The sequence below is a fragment of the Pseudarthrobacter sp. 10T415 genome, assembly GCF_056394175.1.
Genome location: NZ_JBFTHJ010000011.1, coordinates 33,321 through 51,832, shown reverse-complemented (window position 1 = coordinate 51,832; position 18,512 = coordinate 33,321). Strand labels below are relative to the sequence as shown.

Annotated in this window: 17 protein-coding genes; 15 read left to right on the top strand and 2 right to left on the bottom strand. The window is 67.3% G+C overall.

All coding sequences use genetic code 11. The features are described from left to right. Window positions 1–173: 173 nt before the first annotated feature. Genes pdhA through AC1DBN_RS14540 form a run of 3 tightly spaced genes read left to right on the top strand, consistent with a single transcriptional unit; the run spans window position 174 to window position 3,786 of the window. Window positions 174–1,361 carry a pyruvate dehydrogenase (acetyl-transferring) E1 component subunit alpha gene (pdhA, locus tag AC1DBN_RS14550; protein ID WP_477723512.1) on the top strand — a complete coding sequence of 396 codons (1,188 nt, stop codon included), beginning with the start codon at window positions 174–176 and terminating at the stop codon, window positions 1,359–1,361. Next, window positions 1,361–2,371 carry an alpha-ketoacid dehydrogenase subunit beta gene (locus AC1DBN_RS14545; protein ID WP_056083458.1) on the top strand — a complete coding sequence of 337 codons (1,011 nt, stop codon included), beginning with the start codon at window positions 1,361–1,363 and terminating at the stop codon, window positions 2,369–2,371. The genes pdhA and AC1DBN_RS14545 overlap by 1 nt, the downstream gene beginning before the upstream one ends. A gap of 8 nt (window positions 2,372–2,379) precedes the next feature. Next, window positions 2,380–3,786 (top strand): dihydrolipoamide acetyltransferase family protein, encoded by a 1,407-nt coding sequence (locus AC1DBN_RS14540; protein WP_477723511.1) that lies wholly within the window; start codon window positions 2,380–2,382, stop codon window positions 3,784–3,786. Between the two features lie 21 nt (window positions 3,787–3,807). Here the strand turns inward: AC1DBN_RS14540 and AC1DBN_RS14535 are convergent, their stop codons facing one another. After that, the gene (locus tag AC1DBN_RS14535) at window positions 3,808–4,470 is read right to left on the bottom strand and encodes an SACE_7040 family transcriptional regulator (protein WP_477723510.1); all 663 of its coding nucleotides are present in this window, start codon (window positions 4,468–4,470) and stop codon (window positions 3,808–3,810) included. A 183-nt stretch (window positions 4,471–4,653) separates the two neighbouring features. Between AC1DBN_RS14535 and AC1DBN_RS14530 the strand changes: the two genes are divergently transcribed. Genes AC1DBN_RS14530 through AC1DBN_RS14500 form a run of 7 tightly spaced genes read left to right on the top strand, consistent with a single transcriptional unit; the run spans window position 4,654 to window position 12,660 of the window. Next, a complete protein-coding gene (locus AC1DBN_RS14530) occupies window positions 4,654–6,261 on the top strand; it encodes a carboxyl transferase domain-containing protein (protein WP_477723509.1) in 1,608 nt (535 codons plus the stop codon). An 8-nt stretch (window positions 6,262–6,269) separates the two neighbouring features. Further along, on the top strand, window positions 6,270–8,447 hold the full coding sequence (locus tag AC1DBN_RS14525) for an acetyl/propionyl/methylcrotonyl-CoA carboxylase subunit alpha (protein WP_477723508.1): 2,178 nt from the start codon (window positions 6,270–6,272) through the stop codon (window positions 8,445–8,447). 28 nt (window positions 8,448–8,475) lie between these two features. After that, entirely contained in the window at window positions 8,476–9,651 is a 1,176-nt protein-coding gene (locus AC1DBN_RS14520) for an acyl-CoA dehydrogenase family protein (protein WP_477723507.1), read from the top strand. 49 nt (window positions 9,652–9,700) lie between these two features. Next, the gene (locus tag AC1DBN_RS14515; RefSeq protein WP_056083438.1) at window positions 9,701–10,468 is read left to right on the top strand and encodes a CoA transferase subunit A; all 768 of its coding nucleotides are present in this window, start codon (window positions 9,701–9,703) and stop codon (window positions 10,466–10,468) included. Further along, window positions 10,465–11,283 carry a CoA transferase subunit B gene (locus AC1DBN_RS14510; protein WP_091719240.1) on the top strand — a complete coding sequence of 273 codons (819 nt, stop codon included), beginning with the start codon at window positions 10,465–10,467 and terminating at the stop codon, window positions 11,281–11,283. Before AC1DBN_RS14515 ends, AC1DBN_RS14510 begins: the two co-directional genes overlap by 4 nt. Then, window positions 11,280–11,786: a MaoC family dehydratase gene (locus AC1DBN_RS14505; protein WP_477723506.1), complete on the top strand. Its 507-nt coding sequence runs from the start codon at window positions 11,280–11,282 to the stop codon at window positions 11,784–11,786. The genes AC1DBN_RS14510 and AC1DBN_RS14505 overlap by 4 nt, the downstream gene beginning before the upstream one ends. Before the next feature lie 34 nt (window positions 11,787–11,820). Beyond that, on the top strand, window positions 11,821–12,660 hold the full coding sequence (locus tag AC1DBN_RS14500; RefSeq protein WP_091719243.1) for an HpcH/HpaI aldolase/citrate lyase family protein: 840 nt from the start codon (window positions 11,821–11,823) through the stop codon (window positions 12,658–12,660). Window positions 12,661–12,717: 57 nt separating this feature from the next. On the opposite strand, the gene AC1DBN_RS14495 is transcribed toward AC1DBN_RS14500, so the two are convergent. After that, window positions 12,718–14,181: a lipase maturation factor family protein gene (locus tag AC1DBN_RS14495; protein ID WP_091723914.1), complete on the bottom strand. Its 1,464-nt coding sequence runs from the start codon at window positions 14,179–14,181 to the stop codon at window positions 12,718–12,720. An 86-nt stretch (window positions 14,182–14,267) separates the two neighbouring features. Here AC1DBN_RS14495 and dxr point away from each other — a divergent pair, with 86 nt between their 5' ends. The 5 genes from dxr to AC1DBN_RS14470 all read left to right on the top strand — a co-directional run bounded on the left by dxr (window position 14,268) and on the right by AC1DBN_RS14470 (window position 18,484). Next, window positions 14,268–15,452: a 1-deoxy-D-xylulose-5-phosphate reductoisomerase gene (gene dxr / locus AC1DBN_RS14490; RefSeq protein WP_091719245.1), complete on the top strand. Its 1,185-nt coding sequence runs from the start codon at window positions 14,268–14,270 to the stop codon at window positions 15,450–15,452. An 18-nt stretch (window positions 15,453–15,470) separates the two neighbouring features. After that, window positions 15,471–16,802: a M50 family metallopeptidase gene (locus AC1DBN_RS14485; protein WP_314215212.1), complete on the top strand. Its 1,332-nt coding sequence runs from the start codon at window positions 15,471–15,473 to the stop codon at window positions 16,800–16,802. A gap of 128 nt (window positions 16,803–16,930) precedes the next feature. Continuing rightward, entirely contained in the window at window positions 16,931–17,671 is a 741-nt protein-coding gene (locus tag AC1DBN_RS14480; protein WP_477723505.1) for a MarR family transcriptional regulator, read from the top strand. Beyond that, window positions 17,668–18,165, top strand: coding sequence for a hypothetical protein (locus AC1DBN_RS14475; RefSeq protein ID WP_091719251.1), 498 nt, complete (start codon window positions 17,668–17,670; stop codon window positions 18,163–18,165). Before AC1DBN_RS14480 ends, AC1DBN_RS14475 begins: the two co-directional genes overlap by 4 nt. A gap of 25 nt (window positions 18,166–18,190) precedes the next feature. Then, window positions 18,191–18,484, top strand: coding sequence for a YciI family protein (locus AC1DBN_RS14470; protein ID WP_314215219.1), 294 nt, complete (start codon window positions 18,191–18,193; stop codon window positions 18,482–18,484). Window positions 18,485–18,512 lie beyond the last annotated feature (28 nt).

Below are 18,512 nucleotides of genomic sequence, written 5' to 3'. Positions count from 1 at the left end.
GGTGCAGGTGACCGCCACAGGGCATTCTGCTCAATAAATGCCCCGGTGGTTGTACCCCCTGAGCATTGTGAGTAGGGTCACAGTATCCGGGCGAAGGGGCCCGGAAGGCCGCGGTTGCAGGACCACAAGTCCCAGCTCCGCAGGTCACCGACGACAGAAGTTGCGGGGCTATCGTGTCTACAGACGAAACGGGCCAGGGCGGCGCACAAGCCCATGAGGGCGCCGGGGAATTCCAGGAACCGGTGTCATCCGGCGAACCGGCTCAAAAGCTGGTCCAGCTGATCACACCGTCGGGGGAGCGGGTGAGCCACCCCGAGTTCGATCTCTGGGTACAGGACATCACGGACGAGCACCTTTGCTCGCTGTTCGAGGACATGACCGTCATCCGGCGCATCGACGTCGAGGCAACGGCCCTCCAGCGCCAGGGCGAACTCGCCCTGTGGCCCCCGCTGCTGGGGCAGGAAGCAGCACAAATAGGCTCCGGCAGGTCCCTGCGCAGCGATGACTTCGTCTTCTCCAGCTACCGCGAAAACGGTGTGGCGTACTGCCGCGGCGTGGACCTCACGGACCTCCTGCGGGTGTGGCGCGGCAACGCGTCCGGCGGCTGGGATCCGTACGCCTTCAATATGGCAACGCCCCAGATCATCATCGGCGCCCAGACCCTGCACGCCACCGGCTACGCCATGGGCATTCAGAATGACGGCGCAGATTCCGTGGCCGTGACGTACTTCGGCGACGGCGCAACGAGCGAGGGCGACGTGAATGAAGCCATGGTCTTCGCAGCCAGCTTCCAGGCTCCCGTGGTGTTCTTCTGCACCAACAACCACTGGGCCATTTCCGAGCCGGTCCGGCTCCAGTCGCACATCCAGCTCGCGGACCGCGCGGCCGGCTTCGGGATCCCCAGCCTGCGGGTGGACGGCAACGACGTCCTCGCCGTCATGGCGGCCACCCGCGTTGCCCTCGACCGGGCACGGCGCGGCGGCGGCCCCACCTTCATCGAAGCAGTCACTTACCGGATGGGGCCGCACACCACCGCCGATGACCCCACCCGCTACCGCGACGCCAACGAACTTGAGGACTGGGCCGCGAAGGACCCCATCAGCCGGGTGGCGGCGCTGCTGGAACGCAAGGGGCTGCTGACCGACGAACTGCAGGACCACGTCAGGAACAGTGCCGACACCGTGGCCCGCGAGATGCGGAAAGGCTGCACCACCATGCCGGACCCGCAGCCCATGGAGGTCTTCAAACACGTATACAGCGCACCGAACTCGTGGCTGGACCGCCAGCAGGACCACTACGCCCGTTACCTGGCCTCCTTCGGCGACCCCGCAGGTGCCGTTTCAGAAGAAGGTGCACGCTGATGACTTCCATGACCTTTGCCCGCGCCATCAATGCGGGGCTGCGGAAATCGCTCGACCATGACCCGAAGGTGGTCCTCCTCGGTGAGGACATCGGCGCCCTCGGCGGCGTGTTCCGCGTGACCGACGGGCTGCAGAAAGACTTTGGCAAACACCGCGTGGTGGACACGCCGCTGGCCGAATCCGCCATCGTGGGTGCCGCCGTCGGCCTTGCCTACCGCGGCTACCGCCCCGTGGTGGAAATCCAGTTCGACGGCTTCATCTACCCCGCGTTCGACCAGATCGTCAGCCAGGTGGCCAAGCTGCATTACCGCACCCGCGGCGCAGTAAAAATGCCCATCACCATCCGGGTGCCGTTCGGCGGCGGCATTGGCTCGCCGGAGCACCACTCCGAGTCGCCGGAAGCCTACTTCACGCACACCTCCGGCCTCCGGGTGGTCACCGTGTCGAACCCGCAGGATGCCTACACGGTAATCCAGCAGGCCATCGCCAGCGACGACCCCGTCCTCTACTTTGAGCCGAAGCGGCGGTATCACGACAAGGGTGAAGTGGATGAGGCTGCCGGGCTGGACGCCGCAGATCCCATGGGGCAGGCCAGGGTCCTGACCGACGGTACCGACGTCACCCTGGTGGCCTATGGCCCGCTGGTGAAGACCGCCCTGGACGCCGCCTCGGCCGCCGCCGACGAAGGCATTTCCATCCAGGTCATCGACCTGCGCTCGCTGGCACCGGTGGACTACGACACCGTAGTGGCCTCGGTCCGGAAGACCGGCCGGCTGGTCATCACGCACGAGGCCGGGCAGTCCGGCGGGCTGGGAGCCGAAGTGGCCGCCAGCATCACCGAGAGGTGCTTCTACCACCTGGAAGCCGCGCCCGTCAGGGTTACCGGGTTCGACATCCCCTACCCCTACTCGAAACTCGAGATGCACCACCTGCCGGGCCTGGACCGGATCCTCGATGGCGTGGACCGTGCCTTGGGGCGGCCGAATTCACTGAGCGGGCTGGAAGGATGAGCGTCACCATGATCAAGGAATTCCGGCTTCCCGACCTCGGGGAAGGGCTCACCGAGTCAGAGATCCTCAGCTGGAAAGTGGCCGTGGGGGACACCGTCAGCCTGAACCAGGTCATTGCCGAGGTGGAGACAGCCAAGGCGGTGGTGGAGTTGCCGTCCCCTTTCGCCGGCGTCATCAGGGAACTGCACGAGCAGCCCGGCACGGTTGTTGAGGTGGGCAAGCCCATCGTCTCCTTCGAGGTGGCGGACGACGCCGGGCCGGCACCGGCGGGGTATGCCGCACCTTCGCGTGGCGTTACGCCAGCCGGCCAGCGGGCGCCGGGGGAGGAACCGGCGGCGCCGAAACGGGAACCCAACCTCGTGGGGTATGGCGCCGTCGTCGAAAGCTCCGGCCGCCCCGCGCGCCGGCCTCGGAACCTCCCGCCGGTGGAGAGATCTGCCGACACGACGCCTGCAGGCGCGGCGCCTGTCCGCATTGAACCTGCCGAAACCACAGTCATCGAAGCCAGGGCCGGCGTACCCTCGGGTGACCGGCCCCGCTCCACGCCTCCGGTGCGCAAGCTGGCCAGGGACCATGGTGTTGACCTGGCGCTGGTTACCGGCACCGGTCCGTCAGGCCTGATCACCCGGGAGGACGTGCAGGAGTTCCTGCGGCAGGGCAGTGCCGGCCAGGCTGCCGCACCCGCCGGCCAGAAACGTGCCGGGGGCCAGGGGGAGCGGGAAACCCGGACACCCATCAAGGGCGTCCGCAAGCACACGGCAGCCGCGATGGTCTCCAGTGCCTTCACCGCTCCACACGTCACCGAGTTCCTCACCGTGGACGTCACCCCCAGCATGGAGTTGCTGGCGAAACTGCGTGGCACCCGGACGTTCGCAGGCCTCAAGCTGACTCCGCTGACGCTCGCTGCCAAAGCCGTGCTGATCGCCCTGAGCCGCAACCCTTCGCTGAACTCCCGCTGGGACGAGTCGAACCAGGAGATCGTTACCTTCAACTACGTGAACCTGGGCATCGCGGCGGCCACCCCGCGGGGACTGACGGTGCCGAATATCAAAGATGCGCACGCGCTGACCCTGGAGCAGTTGGCGGAGGCGCTGGCGTTGCTGGCGGACACCGCGCGGTCCGGGAAAACGGCGCCGGCGGACCTGTCCGGCGGGACCATGTCCATCACCAACATCGGCGTTTTCGGCATCGATGCAGGCACTCCCATCCTCAACCCCGGCGAAGCCGCCATCCTGGCGCTGGGTGCCGTGCGGTCCATGCCGTGGGAGTACCGCGGTGAGGTGGCCCTGCGCCAGGTGATGACCCTGAGCCTGTCCTTCGACCACCGCCTGGTGGACGGTGAGCAGGGCTCCCGGTTCCTGGCCGACGTCGGAGCAATCCTGGCCGAACCGGGAATGGTCCTGACGATGGTCTGACCCGGCCCGGAAACCCGGACGTTAGCGCGCTTGCGGGCTGTCCACCGTCAGGGCGGCGAGCGCCATCTCCTCGAGCAGCGGCCGGGCCGCGGCTGCCATCCGGCGGCCGTGGCTCCGGACCGAGTGCGGGGTGGAGTTGATCAGCCCGAAGGTGGCGTGCGCCCGGGTCCGGAGTTCGGCGGCGTCCGTGCCGGGGTGGAGCCTGGACAGGACATCCACCCACACCTCCACGTAGCTCCGTTGCAGTGCCCGCACGGCTGACTGGTCCTGTTCGGAGAGGTTGCTGAGGTCGCGGTCCTGCACGCGGATCACTTCGGGTTTGCCGAGGGCGAAGTCCACCTGGAACTCCACGAGCCGGCGCAGTGCCAAGCGGGGATCGGAGTTCTCTGCCACCACCTTCCGCCCGCCTTCCAGCAGGTCCCGGCTGACGGTGGCCAGCAGGTCCGCCAGGACGGCCTGCTTGCCCGGGAAGTGCCGGTAGACGGCCGGTCCGCTGACCCCCGCCGCGGCACCGAGGTCTTCGAGGGAAACACTCTTGAACCCGTTGGCGGCGAACAGGGAAGCGGCCGCGGCGAGCAGTGCCTGGCGGCGGTCTTCCTTGGCTTTGCTGCGCTGGGTTGCCCCGGCGGGCCGGGCGGCGGGGGCATCCGCCCCGGCGCTGTTGCCTTCATCGGTTGTGGGCACATTTCCTCCTCAAACCCGCAGAGTCTAACAAGGCAACGGCCTGTGTTGGACATCACAGTTAATAGAGACTAACCTGAATTTCAGTTACTGGGCACTAACCGAGTCCGTTGTTTAGCGGCCATGCGAACTGCATTTTGCTACCGGATCCGGCTACAGGATCCGCCGAGAGAACAGGAAGCGTCGATGGAGACCCTTGCCAGCAGGCTGGACCCCGCCAGCGGAGCTTTCGCCGCCAACAGGGATGCGCAGCTGCAACTGGTGGAGGACCTCCGGAAACGGCTGGCGGATGCTGCCCTGGGGGGCCCGCAGAAGTCCCGGGAACGCCATGTGGCCAGGGGCAAGCTCCTGCCGCGGGAACGCATCGACCAACTGCTGGATGACGGCAGCCCGTTCCTGGAAATCGCCCCGCTGGCCGCCAACGGGATGTACAACGATGACGCGCCGGGTGCGGGAGTGATCGCCGGCATCGGCCTGGTGCACGGCCGCCAGGTGCTGGTGATCTCCAACGATGCCACCGTCAAGGGCGGCACCTACTACCCCATGACGGTCAAGAAGCACCTGCGCGCCCAGGAAATTGCCCTGGAAAACCACCTGCCGTGCATCTACCTGGTGGATTCGGGCGGAGCGTTCCTGCCCAAGCAGGACGAGGTCTTTCCGGACCGGGACCACTTCGGGCGGATCTTCTACAACCAGGCACGCCTGTCCGCGGCAAAGATCCCGCAGCTCGCCGCCGTGATGGGCTCCTGCACCGCCGGCGGTGCCTACGTACCGGCCATGAGCGACGAAACCGTGATTGTCCGGAACCAGGGCACCATCTTCCTGGGCGGGCCGCCCCTGGTGAAGGCCGCGATCGGAGAGATCGTCACCGCCGAGGAGCTGGGCGGCGGTGACGTCCACTCCAGGATCTCCGGAGTGACGGACCATCTGGCCGACAATGACGAACACGCGCTGCAGATCCTTCGCGACATCGTGGCCACCCTGCCGCCAGCCGCGGCGCCCGCCTGGCAGGTGGATCCCGCCGTCGAACCCGTTGCCGATGCCGGTGAGCTCTACGGTGCCGTCCCCGTGGACGTCAACGCCCCGTACGACGTCCGTGAGGTAATTGCCCGGCTGGTGGACGCCAGCAGGTTCCACGAGTTCAAGAAGGACTATGGCACCACCCTGGTCACCGGCTTCGCCAGGATCCACGGGCACCCGGTGGGGATCGTGGCCAACAACGGCGTACTCTTCAGCGAGTCCTCGCTCAAGGGCGCGCACTTCATCGAGCTGTGCGACCAGCGGGGGATTCCACTCCTCTTCCTGCAGAACATTTCCGGTTTCATGGTGGGCCGGGACGCCGAGCAGGGCGGCATCGCCAAGAACGGCGCCAAGATGGTCACAGCGGTAGCCACTGCCCGCGTACCCAAGCTGACGGTGGTGATCGGCGGATCGTTCGGCGCAGGCAACTACTCCATGTGCGGCCGCGCCTATTCCCCTCGGTTCCTCTGGATGTGGCCCGCGGCAAGGATTTCGGTGATGGGCGGGAACCAGGCAGCCAGCGTGCTGGCCACCGTCAAACGCGACCAGTACGAGGCCGCCGGGGAAGGCTGGCCGGCGCAGGACGAAGAAGAGTTCAAAGCCCCCATTCGCCGGCAGTACGAGGACCAGGGGAGCCCCTACTACTCCACTGCCCGCCTCTGGGATGACGCCGTCATCGATCCCGCCGACACCCGGACCATCCTGGGCCTTGCCCTGGACGTTGTCTCCCGCACGCCACTGCCGGAGACCTCCTTCGGCCTTTTCAGGATGTGAACCGGAACATGACCACGCCTTCATTGACCTCCACAGCAACCGCTTCCACCGCCGGCACCACGGCAGGCAACCAGGAGTCCGGCCGGCCGCTGTTCGGCACCGTCCTGGTGGCGAACCGGGGAGAGATTGCCTGCCGGGTGATCCGGACCCTGCGCGCACTGGGAATCCGCTCCGTGGCCGTCTACAGCGATGCCGACGCCGGCGCCCGGCACGTGCGCGAGGCTGACACGGCCGTGCGGATCGGCCCCGCCGCCGCCACCGAAAGCTACCTCAACATCGGCAACATCATTGCCGCCTGCCGGGAGTCCGGCGCCGAAGCCGTGCACCCGGGCTACGGGTTCCTCAGCGAAAATGCCGACTTTGCCCGCGCCCTGGATGCTGCGGGGATCGCGTTCATGGGCCCAGGGGTGGAAGCGCTCAACATCATGGGCGACAAGATCCGCTCCAAGAACCACGTGGCCGGCTACGGCGTCCCGGTGGTACCCGGCGTTGCCAGGCCCGGCATGACGGATGCGGAACTGATCGAAGCAGCCCCCGCCGTCGGCTTCCCCCTGCTGATCAAGCCGTCCGCCGGCGGTGGCGGCAAGGGCATGCACGTGGTGGAGAAACCCGAAGACCTTCCGGCCGTCCTGGCCACTGCCCGGCGCGTGGCCGCCAGCGCCTTCGGTGACGACACCCTGTTCCTGGAGCGCCTGGTCACCACCCCGCGCCACATCGAAGTGCAGGTGCTGGCAGACAACCACGGCAACGTCATCCACCTGGGCGAACGCGAGTGCTCCCTGCAGCGCCGGCACCAGAAAGTGATTGAGGAGGCACCGTCGCCGCTGCTCGAGGGACTGCCCCACGGGGCCGACGTCCGGGCCCGCATCGGCGAAGCCGCCTGCAATGCCGCGCGCAGCGTCAACTACGCCGGCGCGGGCACCGTGGAATTCCTGGTCTCCGACGACGCGCCGGACGAGTTCTTCTTCATGGAGATGAATACCCGCCTCCAGGTGGAGCACCCCGTCACGGAAATGGTCACCGGAACGGACCTCGTGGAATGGCAGGTGCGCATCGCCGCCGGCGCGGAACTCACCGTCCGGCAGGCCGACGTCGAACTTTCCGGCCACGCGGTGGAGGCGCGCGTCTACGCCGAGGTGCCGGAGAAGAACTTCCTGCCGTCCACCGGAACCGTGTACCTGCTCGACGAGATGCCAGGGGACGCCGGCGGCCGGATCCGGGTGGACTCGTCCCTGGTGGAAGGGCTCCAGCTCTCCTCCAGCTACGATCCCATGCTGTCCAAGGTCATCGCCTGGGGCGCGGACCGGGCCGCCGCCCTGGACACTCTGGACCGGGCGCTCGCCGGATACACGGCCCTGGGTGTTGAAACCAACGTCGAATACCTGCGGCTCCTGATCAACGATCCCGAGGTCCGGGCCGGCCGGCTCGACACAGGACTGATCGCCCGGAAGCTGCCGGACCTTGCGTTCCGCCACGTGGGGGAGGCCGAGCTTGTGGCCGCGGCGCTCTCCTCCGTGGCAGTCACTGCAGCGTCCGCCACGGCAGCGTCCGCCACCCCGGACGGCAATTCCGCCGGAGGCCCGTGGCAGGCACGCAGCGGCTGGCGGCTGGGAGCACGGGCACCGCGCCGGGTGAGCCTTGGAACGCCCGACGGCGGAGTGGCCACCATAGGTGTCTACGGGGACCCCGCGTCCGGCCCGGTAGGGGTAACGGTCGACGGCGGCACGCGCCACAGAGCCGTGCTGCGCTTTTCCGGGCCCGGCCACGTGGAGCTGACCCTCGACGACGAGGTGCACCGCTACTCCGTGGCGCCGGCGCCGGAAGCCCCGGCGCACATCTACTTCGGCAACGGCGGCTGGTCCTGCCGGCTTGAGGTCCTGACCCGGGAGGCGCGGCTGGAACGGGTCCGGGCAGCCATCCAGCGGGACGAAGGCGACGCCGATCCCGCCGTGCGCTCGCCGATGCCGGGCACGGTGGTTTCCGTCCCGGTCAAGGACGGCGACGCCGTCGAAGCGGGCCAGGTCCTAGCATCCGTCGAAGCCATGAAGATGGAGCACCAGCTGGTGGCGCCGCTGGCCGGGACCGTGCACCTGGCCGCAAAACCCGGAGACCTGGTCAAGGCGGACCAGGTCCTCGCCACCATTCATCCCGCACAGCAGCCACAGGACAACAGCACGAACGGTTAAACCACCAACGGCGAAGGAGCCCAGTAACATGTCCGGTTTTGAACTCAGCGAGGAATACCAGGACCTCAGCGACACCGTCCGGGATTTCGCGGACAACGTGGTGGCCCCGGTGTCGGCCAAGCACGACGAGGAACACAGCTTCCCGTACGAAGTGGTCAAGCAGATGGCGGACATGGGCCTCTTCGGCCTCCCCTTCCCGGAAGAGTACGGCGGCATGGGCGGGGACTACTTCGCCCTCGCCCTGGCTTTGGAACAGCTGGGCCGGGTGGACCAGTCCGTGGCCATCACCCTGGAAGCCGGCGTGTCCCTCGGCGCCATGCCCGTCTACCGGTTCGGGACCGAGGAACAGAAGCAGCTCTGGCTGCCCCAGCTGGCCTCGGGACAGGCGCTCGCCGGCTTCGGCCTGACCGAACCCGAAGCAGGTTCGGACGCCGGCGGGACCAAAACGCACGCGCACCGGGAGACCGTCGGGGACAGGACCGAGTGGGTGATCAACGGCAACAAGGAATTCATCACCAACTCCGGGACGGACATCACCAGGCTGGTCACCGTCACCGCGGTCACCGGGCAGCATGAGCGCGGGGACGGCACTGTCCGGAAGGAGATCTCCACCCTCCTGGTGCCCACCGACACACCCGGCTTCAAGGCTGAGAAGGCGTACAACAAGGTGGGCTGGAACGCATCGGACACCCACCCACTGACGCTGAAGGACGTCCGGGTCCCGGAAGCGAACCTGCTGGGCGAGGAAGGCCGGGGCTACGCCAACTTCCTGTCCATCCTGGATGAGGGACGCATCGCCATCGCCGCCCTCGCCACCGGAGCTGCCCAGGGCTGCGTTGACCTGTCCGTCCGGTACGCCAGGGAACGCAAGGCGTTCGGCCACGAAATCGGCAAGTACCAGGCAATCTCGTTCAAGATCGCCCGCATGGAGGCGAGGGCCCACACGGCACGCCTCGCCTACTACGACGCGGCCGCCAGGATGCTCGCCGGTAAGCCGTTCAAGACCCAGGCGGCCATCGCTAAGATGGTCGCAGGTGAGGCGGCCATGGACAACGCACGGGATGCCACCCAGGTATTCGGCGGCTATGGCTTCATCAACGAGTTCACCGTGGCACGCCACTACCGCGACTCCAAGATCCTTGAAGTGGGGGAGGGCACCACGGAGGTCCAGCTGATGCTGATCGCCCGCGAACTGGGCCTGTAGCGGCCGGTTCGCCGCACCCGGGACTGTAGCCGGCCTGAAAGGATCGATGATGATTGACAAGGTTGTTGCAAGCGCCGACGAGGCTGTGGCGGACATTCCGGACGGCTCTTCGCTGGCTGTGGGCGGGTTTGGCCTCTGCGGCATACCAGTCACCCTCATCGATGCCCTTCACCGGGCCGGCACGTCCGGGCTGGAAACCGTCAGCAACAACTGCGGGGTGGACGACTGGGGGCTGGGCATCCTGCTCCGCGACGGCAGGATCCGGCGCACCATCAGCTCCTACGTGGGCGAGAACAAGGAGTTCGCCCGCCAGTACCTCGCCGGCGAACTGGAAGTGGTGCTGACCCCGCAGGGCACCCTGGCCGAGAAGCTCCGGGCCGGCGGCGCGGGCATCCCGGCCTTCTACACCAAGGCGGGCGTGGGCACCCAGGTGTCCGACGGCGGCCTGCCGCAGAAATACGACGCCGACGGCGGCATTGCGGTCGCCTCAGCACCCAAGGAGGTCCGCCCGTTCGGCGGCGTGGACTACGTGCTGGAGGAAGCCCTGACACCGGATTTCGGTCTCGTCCACGCCTGGAAAGGCGACCGGCACGGCAACCTGGTGTTCCACGCCACGGCCATGAACTTCAACCCGCTCTGCGCCATGGCCGGAAGGATCACCATCGCCGAGGTGGAGGAACTCGTGGAGCCCGGTGAACTGGACCCCGAACACATCCACACCCCCGGCATCTTCGTGCAGCGGGTCGTCCTGGCCCCTGACGCCGAAAAACGCATCGAAAAGCGGACTGTTGCCATCAGCCGGGAGGCAGGAGCATGAACGCGCAGGAGAACAGGGTCCAGAGGGAACAGAGCACCGGTACGGATCCGAACAGCCCCGACGCGCCGCGGCCCGAAGCCGTCCGCCACGAGTACCGCCGCTCGGCTTCCCAGCCGCACGCTGGAGCCGGTTCCACGGCACCGGCGGACAGCAAGGGCTGGACGCGCAATGAGCTGGCGGCCCGGGTGGCCAAGGAGCTCCGTAACGGCCAATACGTGAACCTCGGGATCGGCATGCCCACGCTGATTCCCAACTACATTCCGGACGGCGTGGAAGTGGTGCTCCACTCGGAAAACGGCATCCTGGGCGTCGGACCCTACCCGGCAGAAGACGCCATCGATCCGGACCTGATCAACGCCGGCAAGGAGACCGTCACGGTCAACAAGGGGGCTGCGTTCTTCGATTCGGCGGCGTCCTTCGGCATGATCCGCGGCGGGCATGTGGATGTCGCCGTCCTGGGTGCCATGGAGGTAGCGGCCAACGGGGACCTCGCCAACTGGATGATCCCGGGCAAGATGGTCAAGGGCATGGGCGGTGCCATGGACCTGGTGTTCGGGGCCAAACGGGTGATTGTGATGATGGAACACGTGGACCGGAACGGCAACCCCAAGATCGTCCAGCAGTGTTCGCTGCCGCTGACAGGCAAGGGCTGCGTGGACCGGATCATCACTGACCTGGCCGTCATCGACGTGGTCCGCGACGACTCCGGTTCCCGGCTGGTCCTGCAGGAGCTGGCGCCGAACGTTTCCGTGGAGGATGTCATCGCCGCCACCGGCGCGGAACTTTTCGAGGAAGACCGGGAACTGACGGTATGACGGCGGAGGATCCCCGGGTTATTGAACAGCGCGGGCTGTACTACGACGAACTCGAAGAGGGAGTGGTGTACGCCCACCGGCCCGGCCGGACCGTGACCGAAGCGGACAACGTCCTGTTCACCACCCTCACCATGAACACCCAGGCCCTCCACCTCGACGCCGCCTGGAGTGCCACCCAACCGTTCGGCCAGCGCCTGGTCAACTCAATGTTCACGCTGGCCACCCTGGTGGGCCAGTCCGTCACCCAGCTGACCCAGGGGACCATCATCGCGCAGCTGGGCCTGACCGACGTGTCCTTCCCGCACCCGCTCTACCACGGGGACACGCTCTATACGGAGACCGTTATCAGCGGCAAGCGGCCTTCGGGCTCCCGGCCGGGGCAGGGAATCGTCACCATGGAACACACCGGCCGGAACCAGGACGGTACCGTGGTGGCCCTGGCCACCCGCAGCTGCCTGATGTGGACCCGTGCCGCGCACGCCGAAGCGAAGCACGGAAAATAAGCCCGGCACGAAAAAATCATCGGAGAATGGCTGTATGACCTTTGCGATGGGCCCCGCCCTCCTCTTCTGCCCCGCCGACCGTCCCGAGCGGTACCGGAAAGCCGCCGCCCGCGCTGACGCCGTCATCCTTGACCTCGAGGACGCGGTGGCGCCGGCGGACAAGCAGCGCGCCCGCGGCGCCATCCTTGCCCAGGTGGGTTCCGCAGGGGAGGAACCCGAGCTTGATCCCAGCCGCACCATTGTCAGGATCAACCCCGCGGGCACCGAAGAGTTCGAAAAAGACCTCCACTGCCTGGCGCACACGCCCTACCGGACGGTGATGCTGGCCAAAGCCGAAAGCGCGGACCAGCTCAAGGCGCTGGCGGGCTACCAGGTGGTGGCCCTGTGTGAAACGGCACTGGGCGTCCTGAACGCTCCCGCCATTGCCGCTGCCCCCAACGTCGTGGCGCTGATGTGGGGTGCCGAGGACCTGCTCGCCACCCTGGGCGGCACCTCCAGCAGGACGGACGACGGCGGCTACCGGGCCGTCGCCCTCCACGCGCGGTCAACGGTCCTGGTGGCTGCCCGGGCCTTCGGGAAGCACGCGGTTGACGCGGTGTTCGTCAACATCCCGGACACTGACGGCCTGGCCGCCGAAGCTGCCGACGCCGTCGCGTCCGGATTCAGCTCCAAAGCCTGCATCCACCCCACGCAGGCCGCCGTGGTGCGGGAAGCCTTCGCGCCGTCCGACGCCGATGTCGCCGCTGCCGCAGAGCTGCTGGACGCTGCCGCGGAGGCCGGCTCGGGCGTCTTCCAGTATCACGGGAAAATGATCGACGGGCCCATCCTCAAGCACGCCGAATCCATCCTCCGGCGGGCCGGCCAAAAGACCTGACGGTCCGCTGCCTCCTTGCGTCCTTGCGTCCTGCGAACTGGCAGGCCAGTTGCGTTGCTAGCCCTGCCGTCCCTGCGGGCGCCGCAATGACACGGGCGGGATCGGCTCGGAAAGAAACGTTCGCATCCAACGGTTCCCGGACGCGCGGAACTCCGCCCGGGTGGCGAACCGGTAGTGGTACCGGCGGACGCGCACCCAGCGCGGCGCCCCGCCGTCGAACGGGTCATACCGGAGCAGCCGCAGGGTGGTCCGGTCCGCCTCCAGCAGCTTGCCGAGGAAGGCATGGAACCATTCCTCGTGCACGGTCCGCAGCGGCAGGAACCACATCAGCCAGTCCAGCCGCAGGTGGTACGGTGCCCACTGGCGCGGTATCCGGCGCAGGTCCCCGGGCTTGCCCTTGAACCCGTACTCACGCCAGTCGGCGGAGTCGTCCGGGTCATCGTCGAAGGTCCCGGCCACCACGATCTCGACGCGTTCCCGGGTCACCGTTCCGAAGGCACCATAGGCGTTGACCAGCTGCCAGCGGTTGAAGCTGGCGTTCATCAACTGCCGTCGCGAGAAAAGGTTGCGCAGCGGCTGATAGCTCAAGGCAAGCAGCAGGGCGGTGGCCGCCAGCGTGACGGCCAGCCACCACAGCGGCGTTTCACGGCCGGCCTCCCCGTGCCAGTCCAGCGGGATCACCGGCAGGACCGCGTGCGCCACGGGGTCACTGACGGCGGCGAACGCCAGCACAATGGCGATCCAGTTCAGCCAGGCGAAGTTCCCGGACGCCACCAGCCAGAGCTGGGTGGCAATGATGACGGCCGCTGCCGCGCTGGCAACGGGCTGGGGTGCGAACAGGAGGAACGGCACCACCAGCTGGGCGAAGTGGTTGCCCACCACTTCCATCCGGTGGAGCGGCTTGGGCAGCAGGTGCGCCTGCCGGCTGAGCGGCCCCGGCATGGGCTGGGTTTCATGGTGGTAGTAGAGGGCAGTGAGGTCCCGCCACTCGCGGCCGCCACGGATCTTGATCATCCCCGCACCGAATTCGAGCCGGAACACCAGCCACGCCACCAGGATCAGGATGGTGCGCGGCGGATCGGTCTGGTCCGAACCCAGGAAGGCCACGGTGAAGCCGGCCTCCAGCAGCAGCATCTCCCAGCCGAAGCCGTAGAAGGTCTGTCCCACGTTCACGATCGACATGTACAGCAGCCACAGGGCCAGGAAAGCGATCAGCGGCACCCACGGCGGTCCCAGCTGCGGAATGCCGGCTACCAGGAGGGCCGAGACCACCAGCCCTGTTGCACAGACGCCCCGCAGCAGGCCGTCCGAATAGCGCCAACGGAACAGCGTGGGCCGGCGCAGCCGGCTGAAGCCGGACAGGTAGTCGGGCACCGGAAGCAGCCCGCGCTCACCCAGCAGCGCCGGGAACTGGTTGAGCGAGGACAGGAACGCCACGAAGAACAGCGCGGCCACTCCCCGCTGCAGCACCTGCCGGGCGAACTCGTAGTCCGCCGCATCGAACCAGGAAAGCCAGTCCACGAAATCCACGTTACGCCCGGCCGCGGCGGGGTCAAGGCGTGCACGCCGCGGCGCACCGGACCGCATTGGTGCGGGATACTTAACCCATGCAGCCACGCAGAATCGCCATCCTCGGATCCACCGGTTCCATCGGCACCCAGGCGATTGACGTCGTCGACGGCGCCCCGCATCGTTTCGAGGTCGTGGCACTGAGCGCCGGGGGCGGCAACCTCAAGCTCCTGGCCCGGCAGGCCGTCCACACGGGTGCGGCGGCCGTCGGTATCGCCGCCGGGGACGCCCGCGAGCTTGCCGTGCTGATTGACGAAGCAGCCGCCGCAGCGGGCCGCTCCGGCTACCGCCCGGAGATCATCGCCGGACCGGATGCCTCCACGCGCATCGCAGAGATTAATGCGGATGTGGTGCTCAACGGCATCACCGGGTCCATCGGCCTTGCACCCACCCTTGCCGCGCTGAAGTCCGGAGCCACACTGGCGCTGGCCAACAAGGAATCGCTGATCGTCGGCGGCTCGCTGGTGAAGGCAGCCGCGCGCGACGGGCAGATCGTTCCCGTGGACTCCGAACACTCCGCCATCGCCCAATGCCTGCGCTCGGGCAGCGCAGCGGAAGTGGACAAGCTGGTCCTTACCGCCTCCGGCGGGCCCTTCCGCGGCCGGAGCCGGGAAGAACTGCACGGGGTCACCCCACAGGAAGCCCTCGCCCACCCCACCTGGGACATGGGGCTGATGGTCACCACCAACTCCGCCACCCTGGTCAACAAGGGGCTCGAAGTCATCGAAGCCCACCTGCTGTTCGACATTCCGCTGGACCGGATCGACGTGGTGGTCCATCCCCAGTCCGTGGTGCACTCCATGGTGCAGTTCGTGGACGGCTCCACCATTGCGCAGGCCTCCCCGCCGGACATGCGGCTGCCCATCGCGCTGGGGATGGGGTGGCCGGACCGGGTACCCAACGCGGCCACGCCGTGCGACTGGACCAAGGCCGCCACCTGGACCTTCGAGCCGCTCGACGCAGCAGCCTTTCCCGCCGTGGACCTTGCCAAGGACGCGGCGAAGCAGGGGAGCACCTTCCCCGCGGTCTTCAACGCCGCCAACGAGGAAGCCGTCACGGCCTTCCACGCGGGGCGGATCCGCTTCACGGACATCGTGGACACCGTGGATGCGGTCCTCAGCGAACACACAGGTTCCTCCCGGCTGACGGTGGAATCCGTGCTGGATGCTGAGAGCTGGGCACGGGCCCGCGCACACGAACGTTTAGCAGTCAGCAGTCTCTAGGGAAGCAGCAGCACCTCCATGACCCCCGTTCTTCTTTTCATCCTCGGCGTCGTCTTCGTAGCCATCGGTATCGCCGCGTCCATCGCGCTGCACGAAGTGGGACACCTGGTACCCGCCAAGCTCTTCAAGGTGCGCGTCACCAAGTACATGATCGGTTTCGGTCCCACCCTGTGGTCCAGGCGGAAGGGCGAAACCGAATACGGCGTGAAAGCCATCCCGCTGGGCGGCTACGTGTCCATGATCGGCATGTACCCGCCCAACAAGGAGGACGGTTCCGTCCGGCCCTCCAGCACCGGGATGTTCCAGACGCTGGCCACCGAGGCACGCTCCATGGCGCATGAGGAAGTGGGGCCCGGGGACGAAAAACGCGTCTTCTACCGCCTTCCGGTGTGGAAGAAAGTCATCGTCATGCTGGGCGGGCCAGCCATGAACATGATCCTCGGCGTCCTCCTCATGGCAATCCTCCTCATGGGCTTCGGCACGGCCACGGCAACCACCACCATCTCCGATGTCTCGAAATGCCAGGTTGCCGCCGGCGAAACCGTGGACCCGGATTCTGCTGACTGCCAGCTCACCCCGGCGGCCGCGGCCGGGCTCCAGCCCAACGACACCGTCACGTCCTTCGACGGAAAGCAAGTCACCAGCTGGGACCAGCTGACCGAATGGATCCGGGCCTCTGCAGGCCGGGAAGTGGCCATCACGGTTGAGCGCGGCGGGTCTTCGGTGTCCACCACTGTCACCCCCGTCCTCTCCGCCCGGCCCATCATCGGCGTCGACGGCCGGCAGGAAACCGACGCGTCCGGCACCCTGCGCTACCAGGACGTGGGCTTCCTCGGCATCGGGTCGCAGACCGAACTGGTGCCGCAGCCGGCGTCGTCCGTCCTGCCCATGGCGGGGGAGAACATCAAGCAGGTGGCAGGAGTGATCTTCAACCTCCCGGCCCGCGTGGTGGGCGTGGCGAAGGCCGCCTTCAGCGAGGAACCACGCGATCCCAACGGACCCATCAGCGTGGTGGGCGTGGGGCGGGTAGCCGGCGAGGTAGCTGCCATGGAAGAGATCCCGGTGCAGTCCCGTGTGGCCACCCTGGTGGGGCTGCTGGCCGGACTGAACTTCGCCCTGGCTGTCTTCAACCTGGTTCCGCTGCTGCCGCTCGATGGCGGCCATGTGGCCGGCGCGCTGTACGAGGGCGCACGGCGCCAGGTGGCGAAACTCTTCGGGAAGCCGGACCCCGGCGCCTTCGACATCGCCAAGCTGCTCCCGGTGACGTACGTGGTGGCCGCCCTGCTGATGGGCATGAGTGCGCTGCTGATCTACGCCGACATCGTCAAACCCGTGAACCTCTTCGGCTGACCGGCACCCATCAAAGAGGTCCTGTAGCTTCCAACGGCTGAATGCTGATAATCAGCTAAATGTAGCTGATATTAAATAATCAGCTGTTTATGATTGATTATTGAGTATCACCCGCATACGGTTGAGGCATGTACGTATTGACCATCGACCAGCGCGGCAGCACCTCCGACGTTGACCGCGTGCCCCACCTGATCGAGGAACTGCACAGCCTCACCGGTGCGCGCTTCGAACGCTCCGTCGGCGACGAACTCCAGGGCACAGTGGGCGACGCCCGGGACGTGGTGGACATTGCCCTGCACGCCTTGCGGAGCGGGCACTGGTACGTCGGTATTGGCATCGGTGACGTCCGCCTCGAGCCTGGCCGGAGCCCGCGCGAAGGGACCGGAAGCGGCTTCGTGGCGGCCCGCGCCGCAGTGGAAATCGCCAAGGGCGCGGCCGGCCATGTTCCGTTGTCGGTGGTGGCGGGCACCATGGACAGTGTCAAAGGCGCACCCCGGAATTCCCGGGAAGGGCCCACCGGCACAAACAACGGAGCCACTGCTGGAACGAACGCCGAACCGACTGCCGCAATCGATGCAGCGAGTGCAGCCATGAACGCCGCAGCCAATGCCCAGGCCGTCCTGCGCCTCATAGGACGCCTGGTCCAACAGCGGACGGAAGCGCAGTGGCGGGTGGTTGACCGGCTGCGGGCAGCGGGCGGAGGGGGCAGGCATGGCAGCCAGAAGCCCGTGGCCCGGGAACTGGGAATTACGGAGCAGTCGGTGAGCCGCGCCGTCCTTCGTTCCGGGTGGCAGGAAGAATGGGCTGCCAGGCCGGCAGCAGCAATGCTCCTGGATTACGCCCTTGCCCATACCAAAGGAGACCGGTGACCGCATTGTGGATCGCTGCCGCACTGCTGGCGGCAGGATTTGGCGGCTGGCCCGTCACCGCCCTCGTCTTCCGGCTGGCCCGGACGATCGACGACAAGGCGGACGCAGCAACCAAGGCACGTGACACTGCAGAGGATCCCGCGGCCGACGTCACGGTGGACGTCCCGGCCCCGGACAACACCGGCCAGGCTGTCAACGGTGAGCTGACGGCGCATACCGGCCAGCCGGCGTCGGACGTTCCCGCCGCACCCGTCCAGCGGATCCTCCGCGGCGGTGCCATCATCGGGGTCCTCGAGCGACTCGGCGTCTGCCTGGCCATCCTCGCGGGCCAGCCCGTTGCCATCGCGTACATCGTCGCCATCAAGGGACTGGGCCGGTTCGCCGAACTCAAGGAAACCCCCGTGGCCGCCGAGCGGTTCATCATCGGCACCCTGGCGTCCATGCTGTGGGCCGCCGGGATAGCGGCCGCCGTGAAGGTGATTTTCCTGGCCTAGGCCGGCGGAGCGATAGGGTAGCGCTATGACAGTTTTTGCCGTTGAGTACGTTTACGCCGCCGATTCCACCGAAGCCCGAAACGAGGCACGGCCCGCCCACCGCGAATGGACCGGCGGCCTGGCCGAGGACGGCGTGATCCTTGCCAGCGGACCCTATGGAGACGGCGCCGGAGCGCTGCTGATCTTCAAGACGGACAACGAAGCATCCCTCAACTCGGTCCTCAAGCAGGATCCGTTCGCCGCTGCCGGGGTTATTGCCGGCATCCGCGTCACCGAATGGTCACCCGTGACCGGCATGCTCGCCGGCCTCGCAGCCTAAGCCGTTTCCCCTTCACCTCTAGGAGTCC

Bases quoted from the DNA above. Each gene is read 5' to 3' on its own strand.
- AC1DBN_RS14545 (WP_056083458.1), top strand. From the start codon at position 1,361: ATGACTTCCATGACCTTTGCCCGCGCCATCAATGCGGGGCTGCGGAAA.
- AC1DBN_RS14540 (WP_477723511.1), top strand. From the start codon at position 2,380: ATGATCAAGGAATTCCGGCTTCCCGACCTCGGGGAAGGGCTCACCGAG.
- AC1DBN_RS14530 (WP_477723509.1), top strand. From the start codon at position 4,654: ATGGAGACCCTTGCCAGCAGGCTGGACCCCGCCAGCGGAGCTTTCGCC.
- AC1DBN_RS14525 (WP_477723508.1), top strand. From the start codon at position 6,270: ATGACCACGCCTTCATTGACCTCCACAGCAACCGCTTCCACCGCCGGC.
- AC1DBN_RS14520 (WP_477723507.1), top strand. From the start codon at position 8,476: ATGTCCGGTTTTGAACTCAGCGAGGAATACCAGGACCTCAGCGACACC.
- AC1DBN_RS14515 (WP_056083438.1), top strand. From the start codon at position 9,701: ATGATTGACAAGGTTGTTGCAAGCGCCGACGAGGCTGTGGCGGACATT.
- AC1DBN_RS14510 (WP_091719240.1), top strand. From the start codon at position 10,465: ATGAACGCGCAGGAGAACAGGGTCCAGAGGGAACAGAGCACCGGTACG.
- AC1DBN_RS14505 (WP_477723506.1), top strand. From the start codon at position 11,280: ATGACGGCGGAGGATCCCCGGGTTATTGAACAGCGCGGGCTGTACTAC.
- AC1DBN_RS14500 (WP_091719243.1), top strand. From the start codon at position 11,821: ATGACCTTTGCGATGGGCCCCGCCCTCCTCTTCTGCCCCGCCGACCGT.
- dxr (WP_091719245.1), top strand. From the start codon at position 14,268: ATGCAGCCACGCAGAATCGCCATCCTCGGATCCACCGGTTCCATCGGC.
- AC1DBN_RS14485 (WP_314215212.1), top strand. From the start codon at position 15,471: ATGACCCCCGTTCTTCTTTTCATCCTCGGCGTCGTCTTCGTAGCCATC.
- AC1DBN_RS14480 (WP_477723505.1), top strand. From the start codon at position 16,931: ATGTACGTATTGACCATCGACCAGCGCGGCAGCACCTCCGACGTTGAC.
- AC1DBN_RS14470 (WP_314215219.1), top strand. From the start codon at position 18,191: ATGACAGTTTTTGCCGTTGAGTACGTTTACGCCGCCGATTCCACCGAA.